Source organism: Streptomyces sp. NPDC104307 (assembly GCF_055584045.1).
On record NZ_JBVJMU010000013.1, the window covers coordinates 68,513 to 85,293 of the forward strand.

The window sequence follows — 16,781 nt, forward strand, 5'->3', positions numbered from 1 at the left end:
TCGCCCCTGGCGCCTCGGACGCGCGGCGGTCCGCGCCCCGTAGGGTCGGCACGGTGATGGAAACGATCGTCTTCGACATCGGTGAGACACTCGTCCGCGACGACCGCTACTGGGCCTCCTGGGCCAACTGGCTCGGCGTCCCGCCGCACACGCTGAGCGCGCTGGTCGGTGCCTCGGTCGCCCAGGGGCGGGACAGCGCGGACGCGCTGAGCCTGCTGCGCCCCGACATGGACATCAACGAGGCCTCGCTCGCCCGGACCGCCGCCGGTCGCGGCGAGCACCTGGCGGAGCCGGACCTGTACCCGGACGTACGGCCGGTGCTGGCGGAACTGCGCGCGCTGGGCGTACGGGTGGTGATCGCGGGCAACGGGACGGTGCTGGCGGGGGAACTCCTGCGGGCGCTGGACCTGCCCGCGGACCTCGTCGTCACCTCGGACGAGTGGGGCGTCGCCAAGCCGGACCCGGAGTTCTTCGCCCGGGTGCTGGAGGTGTCGGGTGCGGAGCCGGGGGCGACGCTGTACGTGGGTGACCACCCTGCCGGTGATCTGTTCCCGGCCAAGTCGTGCGGGCTGCTCGCCGCGCACCTGCGGCGGGGGGCGTGCGGGTACTGGTGGGCGGACCATCCCGATGTCGTCGCCGCCGCGGACTTCCGCATCGACGCCCTGACGGACCTTCCGGCGCTGCTGGACAGGGTGCCGGAACCGCCCCGGCCGAGGGCCCTGCGGGCGCTGTAGACCGCCGGGAGTCAGCCGGCCCCTCCGCGCGATCCCGCCCGCTCCGCCATGAACGGCGCTCCGGACGACGACGCCTGCCCGGGCCGGGGCATGGCCGGTGCGGCGGCCCGTCAGCCCTCGTAGCCGTTGGCGGCGAGGATCTTGTCGATCCGGGCGCGGTGCGCGGCCTCCCACGCGTCGAGGGTCTCGGCCGCTTCCCCGGCCGCCTTCGCCCGCGCGTCGAGCAGCACCTGCTCCTGCCGGGCCCCCGGCGTGACGACGACGCCCTCCTCGTCCGCGACGACGATGTCCCCCGCGTGCACGGTCACCCCGCCGCACCGCACGGGTTCGTTGAGGGGCGTCACGGCCTTCTTGGTGCCGGGAAAGGGGACGACGCCCCGGGCGAAGACGGGGAAGCCCATCTCCCGGACCTCCGCGAGGTCCCTGATCACCCCGTCCGTCACGAAGGCCGCGATCCCCCGCCGCCGCGCCACCGCGCACACGTTCCCGCCGGCCAGCGCGTAGTCCACGTCCCCCGCCTCGACGACGATGACGGAGCCGGGTTCGGCGCGGTGGATGGCGGCGTGCAGCATGAGGTTGTCGCCCGGAGGGCACCGCACGGTGAACGCCGGACCGGCGACCCGCCGCTTCGACGGCCACAGCGGACGGATACCCGCGTCCATGACCTGCCCGCGCCCCAGGAGGTCGGCGAGCGTGGTCGGGGAGATGTCCTTGTAGCCGCTGACGTCGTACATGCGCGTCCTCCGTTCGATGCCGCCCCGGGAGCCGGGGCGGCATCGGTATTCCACGCCCCAAGGGCTTTTCCGGTCAACCGGAAACAGCCGCAGAACGCTCAGCCGGAACGCACCTGCCCGATGCGCCGGACCAACGCCTCGTTCATCGCACGGAACTGCGGGAGGGTGTCGGACCTGAGCCGCGACGCGACGAACGGCACCGCGACTCCGGTGAAGCTCTCGCTCTGTGTCAGGCGGACGCGATGGACGCCGGTCTTCTCGATCAGGAACCGGTGCTCGCCGTCCGCGATCCAGCCCGGCCCCATCTTGCCGAGCCATCTGAGCTCCCGGCCCGGGTCGACCGCCAGGAGTTCCGGCTCGAAGACGGTGTCGCCGGTCCTGTCGTGCATCACGTTGCGCAGAGTCGCGCCCTCTTCGAGGCGGCCGCCGTCCGAGGTCACCTTCGTCGAGGTGATGAACGGATTCCACTGCGGATAGGCGGGGAGGTCGGTCAGTACCTGCCAGACCTCGTCGGGCGACGCCTCGATCTCGATGGAGGCTTCCAGGCGGACCGGGTGGGTGTTGGTCCACCCCGTATAGCGACCAGGTCCCGCCGGCGCCGTCACCGTGATTCGCCCGGTGCGGGTGCCGGCCGGCCCTGCTGCCTCAGGGCGGCGAGGAGGCCGTCCAGGGCCTTCGTGAGGGCTTCGGAGTTGGCCGGGTCGAACCAAGTGGTGCGGATGCGTTCGTTGTTTCCGTTCGGGGTCTCGTGGTCGGCGGCGAGTTGGCGCAGGGTGCGGGTCCCGTCACTCAGGGAGCGGCCGACGCCCTGGAAGAGGCTGCGGACATAGCGGTCCGCGTCGTCGGTCGCGATGCCTTGGGCGCCGGCCCACGAGGTGAGCGCGGCGAGGTACGCGTAGTGCGAGGTCAGCGTCCCCGTCAGCGCGGAGAAGGCGTCGAAGGCGGCCTCCTCCGCGACGGGGAGCACTCCGCCCATCTCCTCGAAGAGGGCGTCCACCTCCGGGTGCGAGGGGTAGGTGACCGTGAGGGAGCGGCGTTCGCGGATGGCCGGCAGGGGGATCGCGCGGACGATCGCGGCGCCGGTGCCGAGTGTCTGCCGTACGTCGTCGTTGCTGACGCCGGCCATCACGTTGACCACGATCCTGTCGTCGCCCACCGACAGCCCCGCGAGCGCTTCGTGCCGGTCCTGGCGCCGGACCGCGATGATCACCAACTCCGAGCGGTCCACCACCTCCTGGTTTCCGGCGCAGACCCGTACGCCCTCGTGGCGCGAGGACAGTTCGGCGGCGAAGCGGGCTCCCCGCGGGGAGAGCCAGATCTCCGGCACGGCACCGTCCCCGCCCCGGTGGCGCAGGCCCGTGGCGATGGCCCGGCCGATCTCGCCCACTCCGATGATGCCGATGCGCTTCACAGTGCTTCCTCCGTGGTGTGCGGTGCTCGTGACTTCTCAGGGGCCGAGCCGGCGTCACGTCAGCCGCGGCCTCCTCCACAGCAGTGCGACTGCCACGACGCCCGCCAGGGCGGGAAGCATTCCTGCCCAGCCCAGCGCCGGCGGCAGGCCGGTCGCGCCCGAGGTGTCCTTGACGAGGAGCCCGGTCAGCCCGAAGCAGATGCCGAGCAGCAGCATCCCCGTCGCGGCCGGACGGGCCCACCGCTTCCCCGACCCGACCGCCCGGGCGGTCACCGTCCAGGCGAGCGCGCCGAGCGCTCCGATGACGGACAGCAGGACCAGGTAGGTGGTGGCGGCGGAGTCGATCCGTGCCGGGGAGTACGTGGGGTAGCCGGCCCGGATGTGGTCGGCCAGCAGATGGGTGGTGGCACGGTCGGCGTACGGGGCGATCGTCGTGAGAACGGTGAGCGCGAGGCCCGCGTACATCGCTCCGAGCGCTCCTCGTACCTGGTGTGGCCGCATCGTGAGGGTTCCTCTCTCCGTGGGGTTTTCACAGGTCGGTGCTGGTCAGCCCGTCGGTTCGCGGATCGCCCGTTCGCGTGCTTGAGGATCTCCGCCTTCGAGGTGCGGTGGCCGGGGTGCGGTGCCCAGCTCCCCTCCCTGGCCGGATACCGGGAAGGCCATTGCCTCCGGACAGCACCCATCCTCATTATGCACGCGGTGCGTGCATCATCAAGCGCATAACTAGGGCAATCGCTGACGGGGGTTCAGCCGTCAACGGGTCAACTCGGCTGATCAGCGACTCAGCCCAGGAACAGGGGGAACCTCAGGGCGAGTTCGCCCAGCTCCGCCTTCTCCGACTCCGTCGGGGCGCGGCGTCCGGTGACGATGAGCAGGGCATCCCGGTCGGAGAACGACGGCGGAATCGCGGTCCCGGCGATCGCCTCCAGAAGCTCGCGCGACCGGGCCAGCCCCTCGGTGGGCGGCGCCGGGGCCTCCGCGAGGTGCGCAATGAGGTCGAGGTGGTGCAGCGTGCTCTCCAGTACGTACACGGAGAGGTAGTCGGCCACCGCGAACACCTCGTCCCGGGTGCCGACCCGCAGCCCGGGGGCGGCGAGTGCGGCGGCACGGCCCGCCGCGGAGCCGACGTCGTCGAGGTGGAACTTCAGCAGCCACGGCTCCCCGTACGCGGCGGCCAGCCGGACGGTCAGCGCGTCGAGCGGGTCCTCGCCGGTCGGCGGCGCGTCCGCGACCTCCCAGTACGTCACCGCGTCCCGGGTCGGTTCGGTGGTGGCGGGGGTGGCGAGGGTGATCAGGATGTCCTGGGCGTCGATGACCAGGTGGCACACCAGATCCCGCACGAGCCATCCGGTGCAGCCGGACGGCCGCGCGAAGTCCGCGTCGTCGAGTCCGGCCACCGCTGCGAGCAGTGCTGTCCAGGAGCGTGAGAAGTCGTCCATGGCCGCAAGCTAGTGCATGTTTCCGGGTCAGCCGCTCGGGGCGTCGTCCACCTTGAAGTTCATCTTCACCTGGCCGTCGACGACCGATGTCGCGGTGGCCGTCACGCCGTACTGCTTCCCGTCCGCGCCCAGTTGGCAGCGGACCACGGCGTTCACCCGGGCCGGAAGGTCCTCGGGGCAGGTGAAGGTGTCGGGCTCCTGGCCCACCTGCGCCGTCAGCGCGGCCTTGCCCTGGCGGGCGACCTCCGCCTTGTCCACCGCCTTCGCCCCGCCGCCACCGCTGCCGCCACCGCCGTCGGGAGCGTCGTCCACCTTGAAGTCCATGTGCACGTTGTCGCCGTCGACGGACTTCGCGGTGACCGTCATGCCCTGCTTCTTGCCGTCCGCGGTCAGCGTGCAGCGGACGGTCTCGCCCACCTTGGCCTTGAGGTCGTGCTCGCAGGTGACGTCGTCGGGCTCCCGGCCGGCCTCCTTGGCGAGGCCCGCCTTGGCCTGCTTCGCGACCTCTTTCCTGCTCACCGCCTTCGTGCTCCCCACGCTCGCGGAACAGCCGGCGGCGCACAGCACCGCCAGCGCCCCGGCCGCTATTCGCACCGCTGTCCGGCTCCGCCCCGACTGCCGCATGGGCCCCCCTGTATCAAATGTGCACGTCAAAATCTCGGCGCGCCAAGCTACCACCGCGCCCATATCCGGCCCCGATCTCCGCCCACACCGTCTTTCCGACCACCCGCTCCGACACGCCCCACCTCTCCGCCAGCGCCTCGACCAGACGCAGCCCGCGCCCCGCCTCCGTGACGGCCTCCCCCACGTACAGCTGCGGCCGCCGCTCCCCCCGCGCGTCCGAGACCTCGACACGGACCCCGGCACCGACCACCAGCAGCCGCACCTCGAAGTCCCGCCCCGGTACATACCCGTGCAGGACCGCGTTCGCCGCCAGCTCGTTCACGGTCAGCGCCACGTCGTCGGACAGCTCACTGCCGTACGGGACGCCCCACTCGTACAGCTGCTGCACCGCGAGCCGACGGGCGAGCCGCACACCGCGGCGGGTCGCACTGAGGCGTTGGGCGAACTCGGCGCCCACAAGAGTGATTTCGGCGTTCATGTGACTCAGAGTGTCCGAGCGCTCGTACGCTGACCAGGAGTGACACCACGACACCGTGAAGCTGTACGGGCTCACCCGCCCCGCTGTACGGCTGTCGGGCCGTGACCGGACGGACGAAGGCGGTACGGGGCAGATGGCGAACATCGAACGAGAAGAACGACCGGAGCGACCCACCGAGTCGGACGGGACCGCGCACCTGTTCAGGGCGCTGGGGAGACAGATCAAGGTGCTGCGCGAGCGCGCGGGCATGAGCCAGAAGGACTTGGGCACGGCGACTCACTGCGGCGAGGATCTGATCTCCGCAATGGAGCGAGGTGTACGGACACCTCAGCCCGAGTTCCTGAACCGCGCCGACAAGGTTCTGAACGCGGGCGGAGTGCTGGTGGCAGCGATCGAGGAGGTCCGTGAGGCTCTGACCCGATCCCGTACGCGGCACCCGGACTGGTTCCGGGACTACGCGCGAACGGAGGCCGAGGCAGTTGCGCTGCACGACTACAGCAACCAGGCGGTGCCGGGGCTGCTTCAGACCGAGGAGTACGCGCGAGCCCTCTTCACCCAACGACGACCCTTGCTGGACGAGGCCACGATCGAGAAGCGGGTGGCCGACCGACTGGACCGACAGAAGATCTTCGAGCGCTGGCCGCCTCCAACGATGACCTATGTGCTGGAGGAAGTCGTTCTGCAGCGCCCGGTTGGTGGTCGCGACGCCCATGAGCGCCAGTTACGGCGTTTGTTGCACGTGGGTCGTATGCGAACAGTGACGCTCCAGATCATGCCGACGGATCGCGCAGAACACCCCAGCCTGGATGCCTCGTTCATCATGCTTACGCCCAAGGGGCGCCAACAGGTCGCATACACCGAGGCTTACGGACATGCGCGCCTGATCACCGACCCGGAGGAAGTCCGTGTCTTCAGCGAGCTCTATGGAATCATCCGATCAGTGGCTCTCACCCCCAAGGAGTCCCTGATGCTGATCGAGAAGATGCTGGGAGACCGATGAAGACCGAGCAACTGCACTGGTTCAAGAGCAGGTACAGCAGCGGCGAGGGGGGCGCCTGCATCGAGGTGGCCACCTCCCCCGCCGCCGTCCACGTCCGCGACTCCAAGCACGTTCAGGGCCCCCGGCTCGACGTCGCCCCGACGGCCTGGTCCGCCTTCGTCACGTACGCCCGCCAGGGCTGATCCGCACCCGGAGCGGAAACCGCGACCCGGTGGAGCCACGGGCCGCGACCCGGTCCCCCGCGACGCGGTAACCCACGACGTAAAAGGCTTTAAAGCACTTGGGGAAAGAAATTTCACCCACCCGACCCCACCCGGCGGGCCCGTCACTCTCCCGGGTGAGGTTTCCCAACTGAGCTGGATTTTGCCCGGGTTGCCTGGCATATGCTCGCCGCACCAAACTTCAGACATGAGTCGGCCCCCGGCGGGACAGCAATCCCGAACGAGGGCCTGACCAGCGAGGAAGAAGAGCTTCCCGATGGATACCTGCCAGAATATCGTGCCCTCCCCTGCCCCGTCCGTGGGTGTGGTGCATGTCAACATCCGCCACACGTCCGGCTTCACGATCGTGGGCAATCACCTCAGCCAGCACGACGAGATGTCCCTCGCCGCCAGGGGCCTGGCCGTACACATCCAGTCGCTGCCGCCCGGTGCCAGGGTCGGCATCAAGACCCTCGTCGAGCGACTGCCGGACAGCGAGCACCGCATCGCCTCCGCCCTGCGTGAGCTGGAGGAGTTCGGCTACCTGAAGCGGACCCGGGTGCGTGGGCGGGACGGCCGGGTCCACACCCGCACGGTGTCCTACAACCACCCGGACGCCGCCTCCCTCGGCGGCGAGGAGCAGCCGCGCAGGCGCCCGGCCGCAGTCCCGGCACCGGCACCGGCACCCGCCCCCGCCCCCGCCCCCGCAGTACAGGCCCCCTCACCGGCACCGGTCCCCCAGCCCCAGCTCATGCACGCCGCTGCGGCCCTGCTCGCCGGGCTCCGGCAACAGGCGGTCCAACTCAGCCTGACGGAAGCGGACATCGCTCTGCTGGCACCCGCAGTGGCGGCCTGGTTCGAGCGGGACGCCTCGCCCGCCGCCGTACGTCACGCCCTCACGGCGGATCTGCCGCATCCACTGAGGTTCCCCGCGAAGCTGCTGCGACACCGGCTCACCGCGCTGCTCCCGGCGGGGCGCACGCTCCCCGCCACGTTCCGGGCTGAGCCGCTCCAGAACTGCGACGACTGCGACCGCGCGTTCAGGGCACCCGAACCGGGCCGCTGCGGTGAATGCGTCCATGAACGCGCCCTGCCCGTCGGTGACCTGTAGTCACCGACGGGCAGGAAGCACACTCACTGGGCGCGGAGTCCGCCCGTCAACGCGTGATCAGATGCGCACCGCGCCGTAGATGGAGCCGATGGTGCCCATCGACTCGTAGCGGACGCTGGCGCCCGGGTACGGGGCGTGGAGCACGTTGCCGCCGCCCGCGTAGAGCCCCACGTGCGAGTTGCCGTTGAAGAAGACCAGGTCGCCCGGGGCCAGCTGGCTCGTCGAGATGCGGGTGCCCTGGTTGATCTGGCTGTACGTGGTGCGGGTGATCTCGGCACCGGCCTGGTGGTAGGCCCACTGGGTCAGGCCCGAGCAGTCGAAGGAGCCGGGGCCGGTGGCGCGCGCCTGGTACGGCATCCCGATCCGCGACGCGGCGGCCTGGAGGGCGGCGCCGCCGAGGCCGGACGCGGGGGCCTCGTGGCCGAGTTCGACCCGGTCTCCGGCGCCCCGGCTCGCGCGCACCTTCTCGGCGGCGGCGTTGCTGGCGCGCGCGTCGTCCTCGCGCATCTTCGCGCGCTCGGCGGCGGTCAGGGTGTTGAGCACCTTCTGGGCCTGGGCGAGCTTGCCCTGCTGCTGCTTCTTCTTCGCACCGAGCGTCTTGCGCACGTCGGCCAGGTCGCTGAGCTTGTCCTGGGCCTCCTTGCGCTCCTGCGCGAGGGTCCGCTGCTTGCCCTGGATCTTCGTCAGCGACTCGGTCTGCTTGGCCGTCAACTGGTCCAGCGCGGAGGCCTGGTCGAGGAAGCTGTCCGGGTCGGAGGCGAGGAAGAGCTGAACCGAGGGGTCGATGCCGCCGGAGCGGTACTGCGCGGCGGCGAGCGAACCGAGTCCGGCCCGCATCGTGTTGAGCTCCTGCTGGCCGCGGGCCACCTTGTCCTGAAGCGCGCCGACCTGCTTTTCGAGCTTCTCCTGCTTCTCCTTGGCCGCGTTGTAGTGCTCGTTGGCGACCTCAGCCTCGTGGTAGAGCTTGTCGACCTCCGCCTTGACCTCGCTCTTGGTCGGCTTGGGGTCGGCGTGAGCGGCCTGAGAGGTCAGGGCCACGGCCGCAGCGGCGGTCGCGGTGAGCACGGTCACACGGGCGCGGCTCGGGTTCTTGGGACGACGGTGGGACGCCACGAAGGCGAGCTCCTTCTTCCTGGAGCCGCCTACCGGGCTATGGGGGGACGGGAAGCCCCGGCTCCGCACACGTCACGGAATCGGCGGTTCCTTCGCTGCCACCCCGGATGGGTGACCAACCGTGCGAAGGTTCGAGGGCCAACCATAGTGACCATCTCGTAATCAGTTCAATCGACGCAGGTGGATTCTCTCCACAAGGGGTACTTATTTTGGTCACACCGCACAACCCGTAGCCGCGAACTGACGGCGCGTACCGTAACTTCGGGCAAGTCGCCACAAGGGCCACCAGGCATATGGAATGCCTCATTCCATCCGTCCGTCCATGATCCGCCGGACAGCCCTTAGGGTCGCTCCTCATGAGCGAATCCCCCTCCTCCTACCTCCGGGCGACGGCGGACGCCTACGACGCCATGGCGGCCGTCTACGCCGACTTCGCCCGTGACAGCCTCGGCGCCCTCCCGCTGGACCGCGCGATGCTCGCCGCCTTCGCCGACCTCGTACGGGCGCGGGCCACCGGCCCGGTCGCCGAGCTGGGCTGCGGCCCCGGGTACCTCACGGCGCACCTGCGGGACCTGGGACTGGACGCGTTCGGGATCGACCTGTCGCCGGTGATGGTCGGCCTTGCCCGCGAGGCGTACCCGGACCTGCGGTTCGAGGTCGGCTCGATGGACGCGCTGGACCTGGCTGACGGCGAGCTGGGCGGCATCGTGTCCTGGTACTCGGTCATCCACACCCCGCCGAAGGAACTCCCGCCGTACTTCGACGAGTTCCGCCGCCTACTGCCCCCGGGCGGCGTTCTCCTGTTCGCCTTCTTCGAGGCCGAGGGCGGGCCGGTGGCGGCCTTCGACCACAAGGTGACGACGGCCTACCGGTGGCCGATCGACGAACTCGCCGGGCTGGCGCGCGAGGCCGGGTTCGTCGAGATCGGCCGGCTGCTGCGCGAGCCGCTCGAAGGAGAGCGGTTCCGCCGGGGACACCTGCTGATGCGCGCGGAGCACGGGGAGCAGGAGGAGTAAGGAGCGCAGGGAGGCCCCCTCGGCACTGTGACAGAACGAAGACGCCGTCGCAGACCGCCTGTAACTCGGTGCGCGATACAAATATTTACGACAACATGCACCGCGTCATTTCTGGAGGGCACACCGTGAAGTACACCCGCATCGCAGCTATCGCCGCCGTCGGGCTCGCCGCCACCCTCTCGCTCACCGCCTGTGGCAATGACGGCTCCGGAAAGGCCTCGGCCGCCAAGGACTCGTCGGCCTCTTCCTCGTCGTCTTCCTCCTCCGGCTCCTCGTCCTCCTCTTCGGACTCCTCTGACTCCTCCGGCGACAGCTCGAAGTCGGGGAGCGGCTCGCAGGCCGGCGACGTGAAGCCGGACTCCGGCGGCGGCGCCGCGACCCAGTCCGACGCCGCGAGCGGCACGTCGGGGGCCGGCGGCAAGACCACGTTCTGCAAGACCGAGGACCTGGCCATCGATGCCGTGAACGCCGCGCCCGACGAGAGCTCCGGAAGGATCAACGTCACGATGATCAACCGGGGCCCGACCACCTGCTCGGCGACGGGCTTCCCGGGCGTCGACATCAAGGACACCGACAACACGTCGAGCCCCATCGAGCGCGGCCACGCCCAGCCTCGCGTCACCACGCTGAAGCCCGGCGACGCCGCTGTCTTCGACATCGCCTACGACATCGACAACAGCGACGACAGCCTCACCAACCCGACCGACATCCTGGTGACGCCCCCGAACGAGACCCACACCGTGGACCTGAAGTGGCCCGAGGGCGCGGGCAAGGTCAAGGGCTCGTACGTCGACGTTCAGGTCTTCCCCACGCACACGACCAAGTAGCCGTACCGCGGGGCGGGTTCGTACGGCCTTTAGGCGGTTTCGTCAAATGCCACGTCCGCATCAGAGGCAGCAACTACGAGCTGCCCGCGCACGCGGTGCGTTCGGTAGCCATCGGCATTGTCATAGCCACCTGGCACTGTGATCGGCATGAGTGAGACGACTGAGCCTGAACAGACTGAAGTTGACGGCGTCCTGGTCACGCCGGAGGAGTGGCGTGTCTTTCTGGAGCGATACGGCGAGCTGTACGTGAAGGTCCGTGCCGACGCTGACGACTTGGTCGATCTGCTGGATGACGATCAGCTGGAGCTCCTGGATCAAGGGGGGCGCGTTGAGCTGTGGTTGGGTGAAGCCCCTGCTCGGGAGGAATCTCTGGTGGCATCCGAGGAGCGGCTCGGAGTGCGGTTCCCACCGAGTCTGCGGGGATTCTTCCTGGCGAGCGACGGATGGACGCGCCTGGATGCCTGGGTGGACGGTGTCCATTCCTGCGGTCGCGTCTTGTGGATGCGGGACAGCGAGGCCGGCAGGCGCGTGACTGATACCTACGACTCGATACCCGGCAACGAGGACGATGTTCAGTTGTTTCGCCGGTCCATCGAGATCGCCCGGGGAGAGGACTTCTGGTTGCTCGATCCGACCGACGTCGGGCCGGACGGCGAGTGGGCCGCCTACGAGTTCGCACCGAAGTACGGCAACCCGACGAAGTACCCCAGCTTCTCCGCGTTGATCCGCTCCGGGTACGAGAGTATGGAGGAGGACGAGGACTGAGTTGGTTCGTCAGCCTTCACGCCCACATCAGGAGTGATGCGAGGGAGGCGGCCGCTTCGTAGGACTGGCCGGTCTTGTCATAGCGGGTAGCGAGGCCGCTCCACTGCTACAGGCGGTTGAGCTGTATCCCCTTGTCGCCCAGTACATGATCGGGCCGGGTGCGGAGGCGTCCCGGTCCGATCCGGGGCTCCCTGATCGCGTCCGTCATGGTGGTGAACCTGGTGCAGTCATTGGTGTCGCCGCCCGTGATGACGAAAGCAAGCGGCCGGCCCCGGCCGTCACGGGCCAGGTGAATCTTGCTGGGCAGACCACCTCGGGACCGACCGAGGGCCGGCTCACGGAGCCCCTTTTCGGGCATCCGCCGCATGCTGGTGGGCCGGACGAACTCCCGCTCAGCGTCGGACAGTTCATGGTGGCGTATCACGACACCATGAACCACCAGCGACGATCATTTGACGACACTGCCCAGCCGTATCCGCAAAGTCCCGCCTGCCCGGCGGGCGGACGACGATACTTCGCGGACCCGACCTAGAGGAACTCGGCGTACGCGTCCAGCGTGCGCAGCACCTCCGCCTCACCCGCCGGGGGCAGTTGGAGCACGACCTCCTCGATGCCCAGGTCCGCGTAGTGCGCCAGTTTGCCCGCGTCCGGCTGGACCGCGTACGGGACCACCCGCAGGTCCTTCGGGTCGCGGCCCGCCGACTCCCAGGCGGTACGGAGCCGGGGCATCGACTCCGTGAGGCCCCCGCCGCCGATCGGCATCCAGCCGTCCGCGTACTCCGCGATGCTCGCGAACAGCTTCGGTCCGGCCGCACCGCCGACCAGGGTGCGTGGGCCGACCACCGGGCCCCGGGGCTGCTGGAACGGCTTCGGGTACGCGTAGCTGGCCTGGACTGAGCCGAACTCACCTTCGTACGCGGTCGGTTCCTCGGACCACAGCGCCCGCATCAGGGCCATGCGGTCACGGCCGAGGTCGCGGCGGGTGCGCCAGTCCACGCCGTGATCGGCGGCCTCCTCGACGTTCCAGCCGAAGCCGAGCCCCAGGGTGAAGCGGCCGCCGGAGAGATGGTCGAGGGTGGCGATCTGCTTGGCCAGGTCGATCGGGTCGTGCTGGGCGATCAGGGTGATGCCGGTGCCGAGCGTCAGCCGTTCGGTGACGGCGGCGGCCTGCCCGAGCGCCACGAAGGGGTCCAGGGTTCGGCCGTACTCGGGCGGCAGCTCGCCGCCCTGCGGGTACGGGGTCTTCCTGCTCACCGGGATGTGGGTGTGCTCCGGGAGGTAGAGCCCGGCGAACCCGCGCTGTTCGAGCTGGCGCGCGAGCCGTACCGGTGTGATCGTCTCGTCGGTGAGGAAGATCGTTGTGCCGATCCGCATGCGAGGACACCTCCGTCGTCGTCGAGTGACGGCCCAAAGGTATGCCGTCCGGCCCGCGAATCCGAGCCTTCGGCACCCACGGAGGACGCCCGCCGTTACCCGGTGTGCCGTGGCTGGTACCGGTAGAGATCGCGGAGCAGGGCGATCTCGGCGCCGTGGTGCAGGAGTTCCTGGTTCACCCACCAGATGACGGTGACGAACGGCTCCTCCGGGTCGCTGCCGTGCGGGTACGTGCAGTGGCCGACCCGGTCGAGCGTGGCGTCGTCGGCGGCGAGCAGCGCCTCGCGCCAGGCCCCTGCGGCGGCCGAGAAGCCCGCGATCGCCCCGGCGGCGTCGGGGGCGGCCCGGTAGTCGCCCTTGGTGAGGGTGCGGGTGCCGTTGGTGTGGTCGGCGCGGACGGCCAGCATCTCCGCGAGGTGGGTCAGCCGCCAGGCGATCGTGGTGAAGGGCGGCGGCACGGGGTGCGGCTGGTCCGCCGAGTCCCGGCCCCAGTCCCCCGCCCCGACCAACTGGGTGGCGCGCGCGCCCGGCCCGTCCGCCCGGCGGCGGACCGACCAGCAGTCGGGGACCGGTTCCCAGAGGTACTCCGCGTCGGTCATCGGTGCGGCCTCCACATCCACCCCGTTGCCGCTGTCCACCACCGGGCCGCCGATGCGGCCGAGCAGGCGTTCGCAGCCGAAGTCGAACTGGTCCAGGAGCGGCACCAGACGGACGGGGACGGCGAGCTGTCTGCTCATCACTCTTCTCCTTCACCCCGCGCGGGAGCGGGTACCGGCGCGCTCTGCGGCCACCGTACCGAGCGGGTGGTGATCGGGTGGTGATGCCGGGCGCGGCGGACCGGTCCCCGGACCGACGCCGGTCCGTCCCCACCCTCCCCGAACTCACCGCGTTCATCGGGCATTCACCGCTCTCCCCCACGATGCACCGGTACGCAGACCTCGTCTCGTCCACCACCTCCCGGGGAGCGCCCATGCCCGAACCGACGCCGGTACCGATAACCGCACCACTTCCCGCGGACCGCCCGATCGCCAGGCGTGGCCTTCTCGTCGGAACGGCCGCCACCGCCCTAACGTTGGGGACCGTGAGCTTCGCCGCCGCCGACGAGGGCGGCACCCGGGCCGGCACCGTGCGCGGCGTCCTGCCGCCCGGGGCCCCCGACTATGTGTACCTGCCGGTCGACGTCCCGCGCGGGGTCGCGGAGATCGCCGTCTCGTACACGTACGAGAAGACGCCCGTCCCGGCCGGGACGCAGGGCAACGCCCTGGACATCGGCGTCTTCGACGAGCGCGGTACGGAGCTGGGCGGGCCCGGGTTCCGGGGGTGGTCCGGCGGGGCGCGCTCCAGCTTCTTCATCCGGGGCGACGAGGCGAGCCCCGGCTATCTCGCGGGGCCGGTGCGGGCCGGGACCTGGCACATCGCCCTCGGCCCGTACACCGTCGCACCCGAGGGGCTGCCGTACGAGGTGACGGTCACCCTGCGTTCCGGGCCCACGGCACCCACACCGCGCCCCGGGTATCCGCCGCAGCGCGCGAAGGGGCGTGGGCGGGCCTGGTACCGGGGGGACTGCCACCTGCACTCCGTGCACTCGGACGGCGGGCGGACCCCGGCCGAGATCGCCGCCGGGGCCCGCACCGCCGGGCTCGACTTCATCAACAGCAGCGAGCACAACACCACGTCCGCGCACGGTGCTTGGGGCGGACTGTGGGGTGACGATCTGCTCATCCTGACGGGCGAGGAGGTCACCACCCGCAACGGCCATGTGCTCGCGCTCGCCACCGAGCCGGGCACGTTCATCGACTGGCGCTACCGGGCCAGGGACAACCGCTTCGGGCGCTACGCGAAGGCCGTCCGCCGGGCCGGCGGTCTGGTCGTGCCCGCCCATCCGCACGCCACCTGCATCGGCTGCCACTGGAAGTTCGGCCTCGGTGAGGCGGACGCGGTGGAGGTCTGGAACGGGGCCTACACCCCGGAGGACGAGATCGCCCTGGCGGAGTGGGACAACTCCCTGGTGGCAGCCTCCCGTTCGTCCACGCCGTGGGTTCCGGCGATGGGCAACAGCGACGCGCACCGGGAGCCGGACCGGATCGGGCTCCCGCAGACCGTCGTCCTGGCCGAGGAGCTGTCCCGCGAGGCGATCGTGGCGGGCATCAGGGCCGGGCATTCCTACATCGCGGAGTCGTCCGCCGTCAGCCTCTCCTTCGGCGTCTCGGACGGGCGCGGGCAGCACGCCGGGATCGGTGAGCGGCTGCGCGCCCCGGGGGACGACACCCCGGTCGCCGTACGGCTGGAGGTGATCGGCGCCCCGGACTGCACCGCGCACTTCGTCACCGACCAGGGCACGCTGTTCACCTCGACGCTCCCGAAGTCGGGTACGGGGACGGCGGAATGGCGCACGACGCCCGCGAACGCCGCCTACGTACGGGCCGAGGTCCGGCACCCGGCGACGGTACCCGGGCTGCCCGGGGCGTTGGCGGCGCTGACCAATCCGGTGTTCCTGGAGGGCTGAGGCGTTGGGGTCAGGTGGCGCTCTCCTGCACCCTGCTGAGCGCCGCCCTCGGTTCGTACACGCTGGTCCTGGGCTTGGCCGCGGCCGCGGCGGTCCGCTTGTCCGAGCTGTCCCAGGTGGACTGAACGGTGTAGCGGAGCGGTCCGGCCGCCGGGGTCAGGCCGAGGGCGGCCAGCTCCGACTGCGGATCGGTGGTGCGGCTGTACAGGCCGCCCGCCGAGACCGACCCGCCGCGCTGGAAGCCCATGGCCGTCGGAGCCTGGTTCGTGGCGAAGAAGTGCGCCTCGCCGCTGATCGTGAAGGATCCCCGGGTGGTGTTGTGGATCTGTCCCGCGTTCTGGATCAGCGAGGTCATGCCGAAGGTGTCGTCGCCTCCGTCGCTGATCGTGCCGTCCGCGTTGACCACCCACAGCTCCCAGTACCGGAGTTCGCTCCCGTTGGCCGTCCCGCCGGTGGCCGACACATAGGTGTCCAGCCCGGGGCCGTCGATCGGGGCCCAGCCCTGGCCGGTGTGCCGCTCCACCGCGAAGCGCCTGTTCACCTCCTGGATGATCACCCCTTGCTGCGGGTTGGCGAGCTGCCATTCGCGCACCCGGGAGAAGTTGCCGCAGAGGCCTTCCTCGTTGTAGGCGCCCAGGACAGGGGCGTCGAGAACCGGTGCGGCCCCGCCGGTGGTCGGGGCCCGCTGCACGGCGTGGTCATGCAACGCGGTCGCCCTGCTGCGCTGCACCCCGGCCTCGGCGGCGTCGTGCGCGTGCGGTGCGGCCATGACGCGGTGCGCGTTGGCCTCCGCCGCCCGCTCGAAGCGGTCGGAGGGGTCGGAGACCTTCAGCCCGGTGCCGTCGTCCGTGCCCGCCACCGGGCCCGAGCGCTGCTGGACCACATGGGTCAGTTCGTGGGCGAGGGTGTGCGCGTCGGTCGTCGCGCCGCCCAGCACGATGTGGCTGCCGGACGTGTACGCGCGGGCGCCGATCTCGGCGGCGGAGCGCTGGGCGGTGGCGTCCGTGTGCAGCCGGACATCGGAGAAGTCCGTGCCGAACCTGGCCTCCATGTCCTGGCGCACCGGCTGGTCCAGCGGCCGGCCGGTCGTGCCCAGCACCTCGCGCACCGCGGAGCGCTGCACGGGCTGATCCCGGTCCCGGCCACCGTCCGGGTCGCGGTCCCGTTCCCGGTCCGCGAGCATCCGTGCGACGGCCGCGTTGCCCACCGTCCGCTGGAGCACCGACAGCTCCGCCGGGGACCCCGGCGCCACGACCGGCCCCGACGGGCGGTCCGACTCCTGGTCCCGCGCCCGTGGACGCCCGGCGCGGGTGGTGCGGCGTTCCTGCTCGTGCACGGTGCCTCCAGCCATCGGTCCCCGCCATTGATACCGCGTCGCACCCGGCCGGCCAAGGGGCCCCTGGGGTGGTCACGGGGCACTGCCGCTGCACTCCTCGGACACCGCCCGTC

At 70.7% G+C, this 16,781-nt stretch carries 19 protein-coding genes and 1 pseudogene; 8 read left to right on the top strand and 12 right to left on the bottom strand.

What is annotated here, in order from left to right; genetic code table 11:
* Positions 1-56: 56 nt before the first annotated feature.
* Positions 57-734: an HAD family hydrolase gene (locus ACZ601_RS27590; RefSeq protein ID WP_440574964.1), complete on the top strand. Its 678-nt coding sequence runs from the start codon at positions 57-59 to the stop codon at positions 732-734.
* Between the two features lie 110 nt (positions 735-844).
* On the opposite strand, the gene ACZ601_RS27595 is transcribed toward ACZ601_RS27590, so the two are convergent.
* The 7 genes from ACZ601_RS27595 to ACZ601_RS27625 form a co-directional block, all read right to left on the bottom strand.
* On the bottom strand, positions 845-1,468 hold the full coding sequence (locus ACZ601_RS27595; RefSeq protein ID WP_469542828.1) for an RraA family protein: 624 nt from the start codon (positions 1,466-1,468) through the stop codon (positions 845-847).
* A 98-nt stretch (positions 1,469-1,566) separates the two neighbouring features.
* Complete coding sequence (locus ACZ601_RS27600) at positions 1,567-2,073, bottom strand: SRPBCC family protein (RefSeq protein ID WP_469542831.1); 507 nt, start codon at positions 2,071-2,073, stop codon at positions 1,567-1,569.
* The gene (locus ACZ601_RS27605) at positions 2,070-2,879 is read right to left on the bottom strand and encodes an NAD(P)-binding domain-containing protein (RefSeq protein ID WP_440574957.1); all 810 of its coding nucleotides are present in this window, start codon (positions 2,877-2,879) and stop codon (positions 2,070-2,072) included. The genes ACZ601_RS27600 and ACZ601_RS27605 overlap by 4 nt, the downstream gene beginning before the upstream one ends.
* A gap of 54 nt (positions 2,880-2,933) precedes the next feature.
* Positions 2,934-3,380, bottom strand: a complete 447-nt coding sequence (locus tag ACZ601_RS27610; RefSeq protein ID WP_469542834.1) for a hypothetical protein — start codon at positions 3,378-3,380, stop codon at positions 2,934-2,936.
* 281 nt (positions 3,381-3,661) lie between these two features.
* On the bottom strand, positions 3,662-4,318 hold the full coding sequence (locus tag ACZ601_RS27615) for a maleylpyruvate isomerase N-terminal domain-containing protein (RefSeq protein ID WP_469542837.1): 657 nt from the start codon (positions 4,316-4,318) through the stop codon (positions 3,662-3,664).
* A gap of 27 nt (positions 4,319-4,345) precedes the next feature.
* Positions 4,346-4,942, bottom strand: coding sequence for a DUF4333 domain-containing protein (locus tag ACZ601_RS27620; RefSeq protein WP_469542840.1), 597 nt, complete (start codon positions 4,940-4,942; stop codon positions 4,346-4,348).
* Between the two features lie 13 nt (positions 4,943-4,955).
* On the bottom strand, positions 4,956-5,420 hold the full coding sequence (locus ACZ601_RS27625; RefSeq protein ID WP_469542843.1) for an ATP-binding protein: 465 nt from the start codon (positions 5,418-5,420) through the stop codon (positions 4,956-4,958).
* Between the two features lie 133 nt (positions 5,421-5,553).
* On the opposite strand from ACZ601_RS27625, the gene ACZ601_RS27630 reads away from it, so the two are divergent.
* The 3 genes from ACZ601_RS27630 to ACZ601_RS27640 all read left to right on the top strand — a co-directional run bounded on the left by ACZ601_RS27630 (position 5,554) and on the right by ACZ601_RS27640 (position 7,731).
* Positions 5,554-6,420: a helix-turn-helix domain-containing protein gene (locus ACZ601_RS27630; RefSeq protein WP_469543176.1), complete on the top strand. Its 867-nt coding sequence runs from the start codon at positions 5,554-5,556 to the stop codon at positions 6,418-6,420.
* Complete coding sequence (locus ACZ601_RS27635; RefSeq protein ID WP_469542846.1) at positions 6,417-6,602, top strand: DUF397 domain-containing protein; 186 nt, start codon at positions 6,417-6,419, stop codon at positions 6,600-6,602. Before ACZ601_RS27630 ends, ACZ601_RS27635 begins: the two co-directional genes overlap by 4 nt.
* A gap of 295 nt (positions 6,603-6,897) precedes the next feature.
* Positions 6,898-7,731 carry a helix-turn-helix domain-containing protein gene (locus tag ACZ601_RS27640; RefSeq protein WP_469542848.1) on the top strand — a complete coding sequence of 278 codons (834 nt, stop codon included), beginning with the start codon at positions 6,898-6,900 and terminating at the stop codon, positions 7,729-7,731.
* A gap of 57 nt (positions 7,732-7,788) precedes the next feature.
* Here the strand turns inward: ACZ601_RS27640 and ACZ601_RS27645 are convergent, their stop codons facing one another.
* Entirely contained in the window at positions 7,789-8,844 is a 1,056-nt protein-coding gene (locus ACZ601_RS27645; RefSeq protein WP_440575133.1) for a C40 family peptidase, read from the bottom strand.
* A 356-nt stretch (positions 8,845-9,200) separates the two neighbouring features.
* Here ACZ601_RS27645 and ACZ601_RS27650 point away from each other — a divergent pair, with 356 nt between their 5' ends.
* The 3 genes from ACZ601_RS27650 (at position 9,201) to ACZ601_RS27660 (ending at position 11,452) form a co-directional block, all read left to right on the top strand.
* Positions 9,201-9,860, top strand: a complete 660-nt coding sequence (locus tag ACZ601_RS27650) for a class I SAM-dependent DNA methyltransferase (protein WP_469542851.1) — start codon at positions 9,201-9,203, stop codon at positions 9,858-9,860.
* A gap of 125 nt (positions 9,861-9,985) precedes the next feature.
* A complete protein-coding gene (locus ACZ601_RS27655; protein WP_469542853.1) occupies positions 9,986-10,687 on the top strand; it encodes a DUF4232 domain-containing protein in 702 nt (233 codons plus the stop codon).
* A gap of 138 nt (positions 10,688-10,825) precedes the next feature.
* A complete protein-coding gene (locus tag ACZ601_RS27660) occupies positions 10,826-11,452 on the top strand; it encodes an SMI1/KNR4 family protein (protein WP_469542856.1) in 627 nt (208 codons plus the stop codon).
* 130 nt (positions 11,453-11,582) lie between these two features.
* On the opposite strand, the pseudogene ACZ601_RS27665 reads toward ACZ601_RS27660, so the two are convergent.
* The 3 genes and pseudogenes from ACZ601_RS27665 to ACZ601_RS27675 form a co-directional block, all read right to left on the bottom strand.
* A pseudogene (locus ACZ601_RS27665) lies at positions 11,583-11,829 on the bottom strand (transposase); the annotation flags it as partial.
* Between the two features lie 151 nt (positions 11,830-11,980).
* The gene (locus ACZ601_RS27670; RefSeq protein WP_469542858.1) at positions 11,981-12,826 is read right to left on the bottom strand and encodes an LLM class F420-dependent oxidoreductase; all 846 of its coding nucleotides are present in this window, start codon (positions 12,824-12,826) and stop codon (positions 11,981-11,983) included.
* A gap of 95 nt (positions 12,827-12,921) precedes the next feature.
* Positions 12,922-13,563: a DinB family protein gene (locus tag ACZ601_RS27675; RefSeq protein ID WP_469542861.1), complete on the bottom strand. Its 642-nt coding sequence runs from the start codon at positions 13,561-13,563 to the stop codon at positions 12,922-12,924.
* 233 nt (positions 13,564-13,796) lie between these two features.
* Between ACZ601_RS27675 and ACZ601_RS27680 the strand changes: the two genes are divergently transcribed.
* Positions 13,797-15,332: a CehA/McbA family metallohydrolase gene (locus ACZ601_RS27680; RefSeq protein WP_469543179.1), complete on the top strand. Its 1,536-nt coding sequence runs from the start codon at positions 13,797-13,799 to the stop codon at positions 15,330-15,332.
* Between the two features lie 10 nt (positions 15,333-15,342).
* On the opposite strand, the gene ACZ601_RS27685 is transcribed toward ACZ601_RS27680, so the two are convergent.
* A complete protein-coding gene (locus ACZ601_RS27685) occupies positions 15,343-16,683 on the bottom strand; it encodes an eCIS core domain-containing protein (RefSeq protein ID WP_469542864.1) in 1,341 nt (446 codons plus the stop codon).
* Positions 16,684-16,781 lie beyond the last annotated feature (98 nt).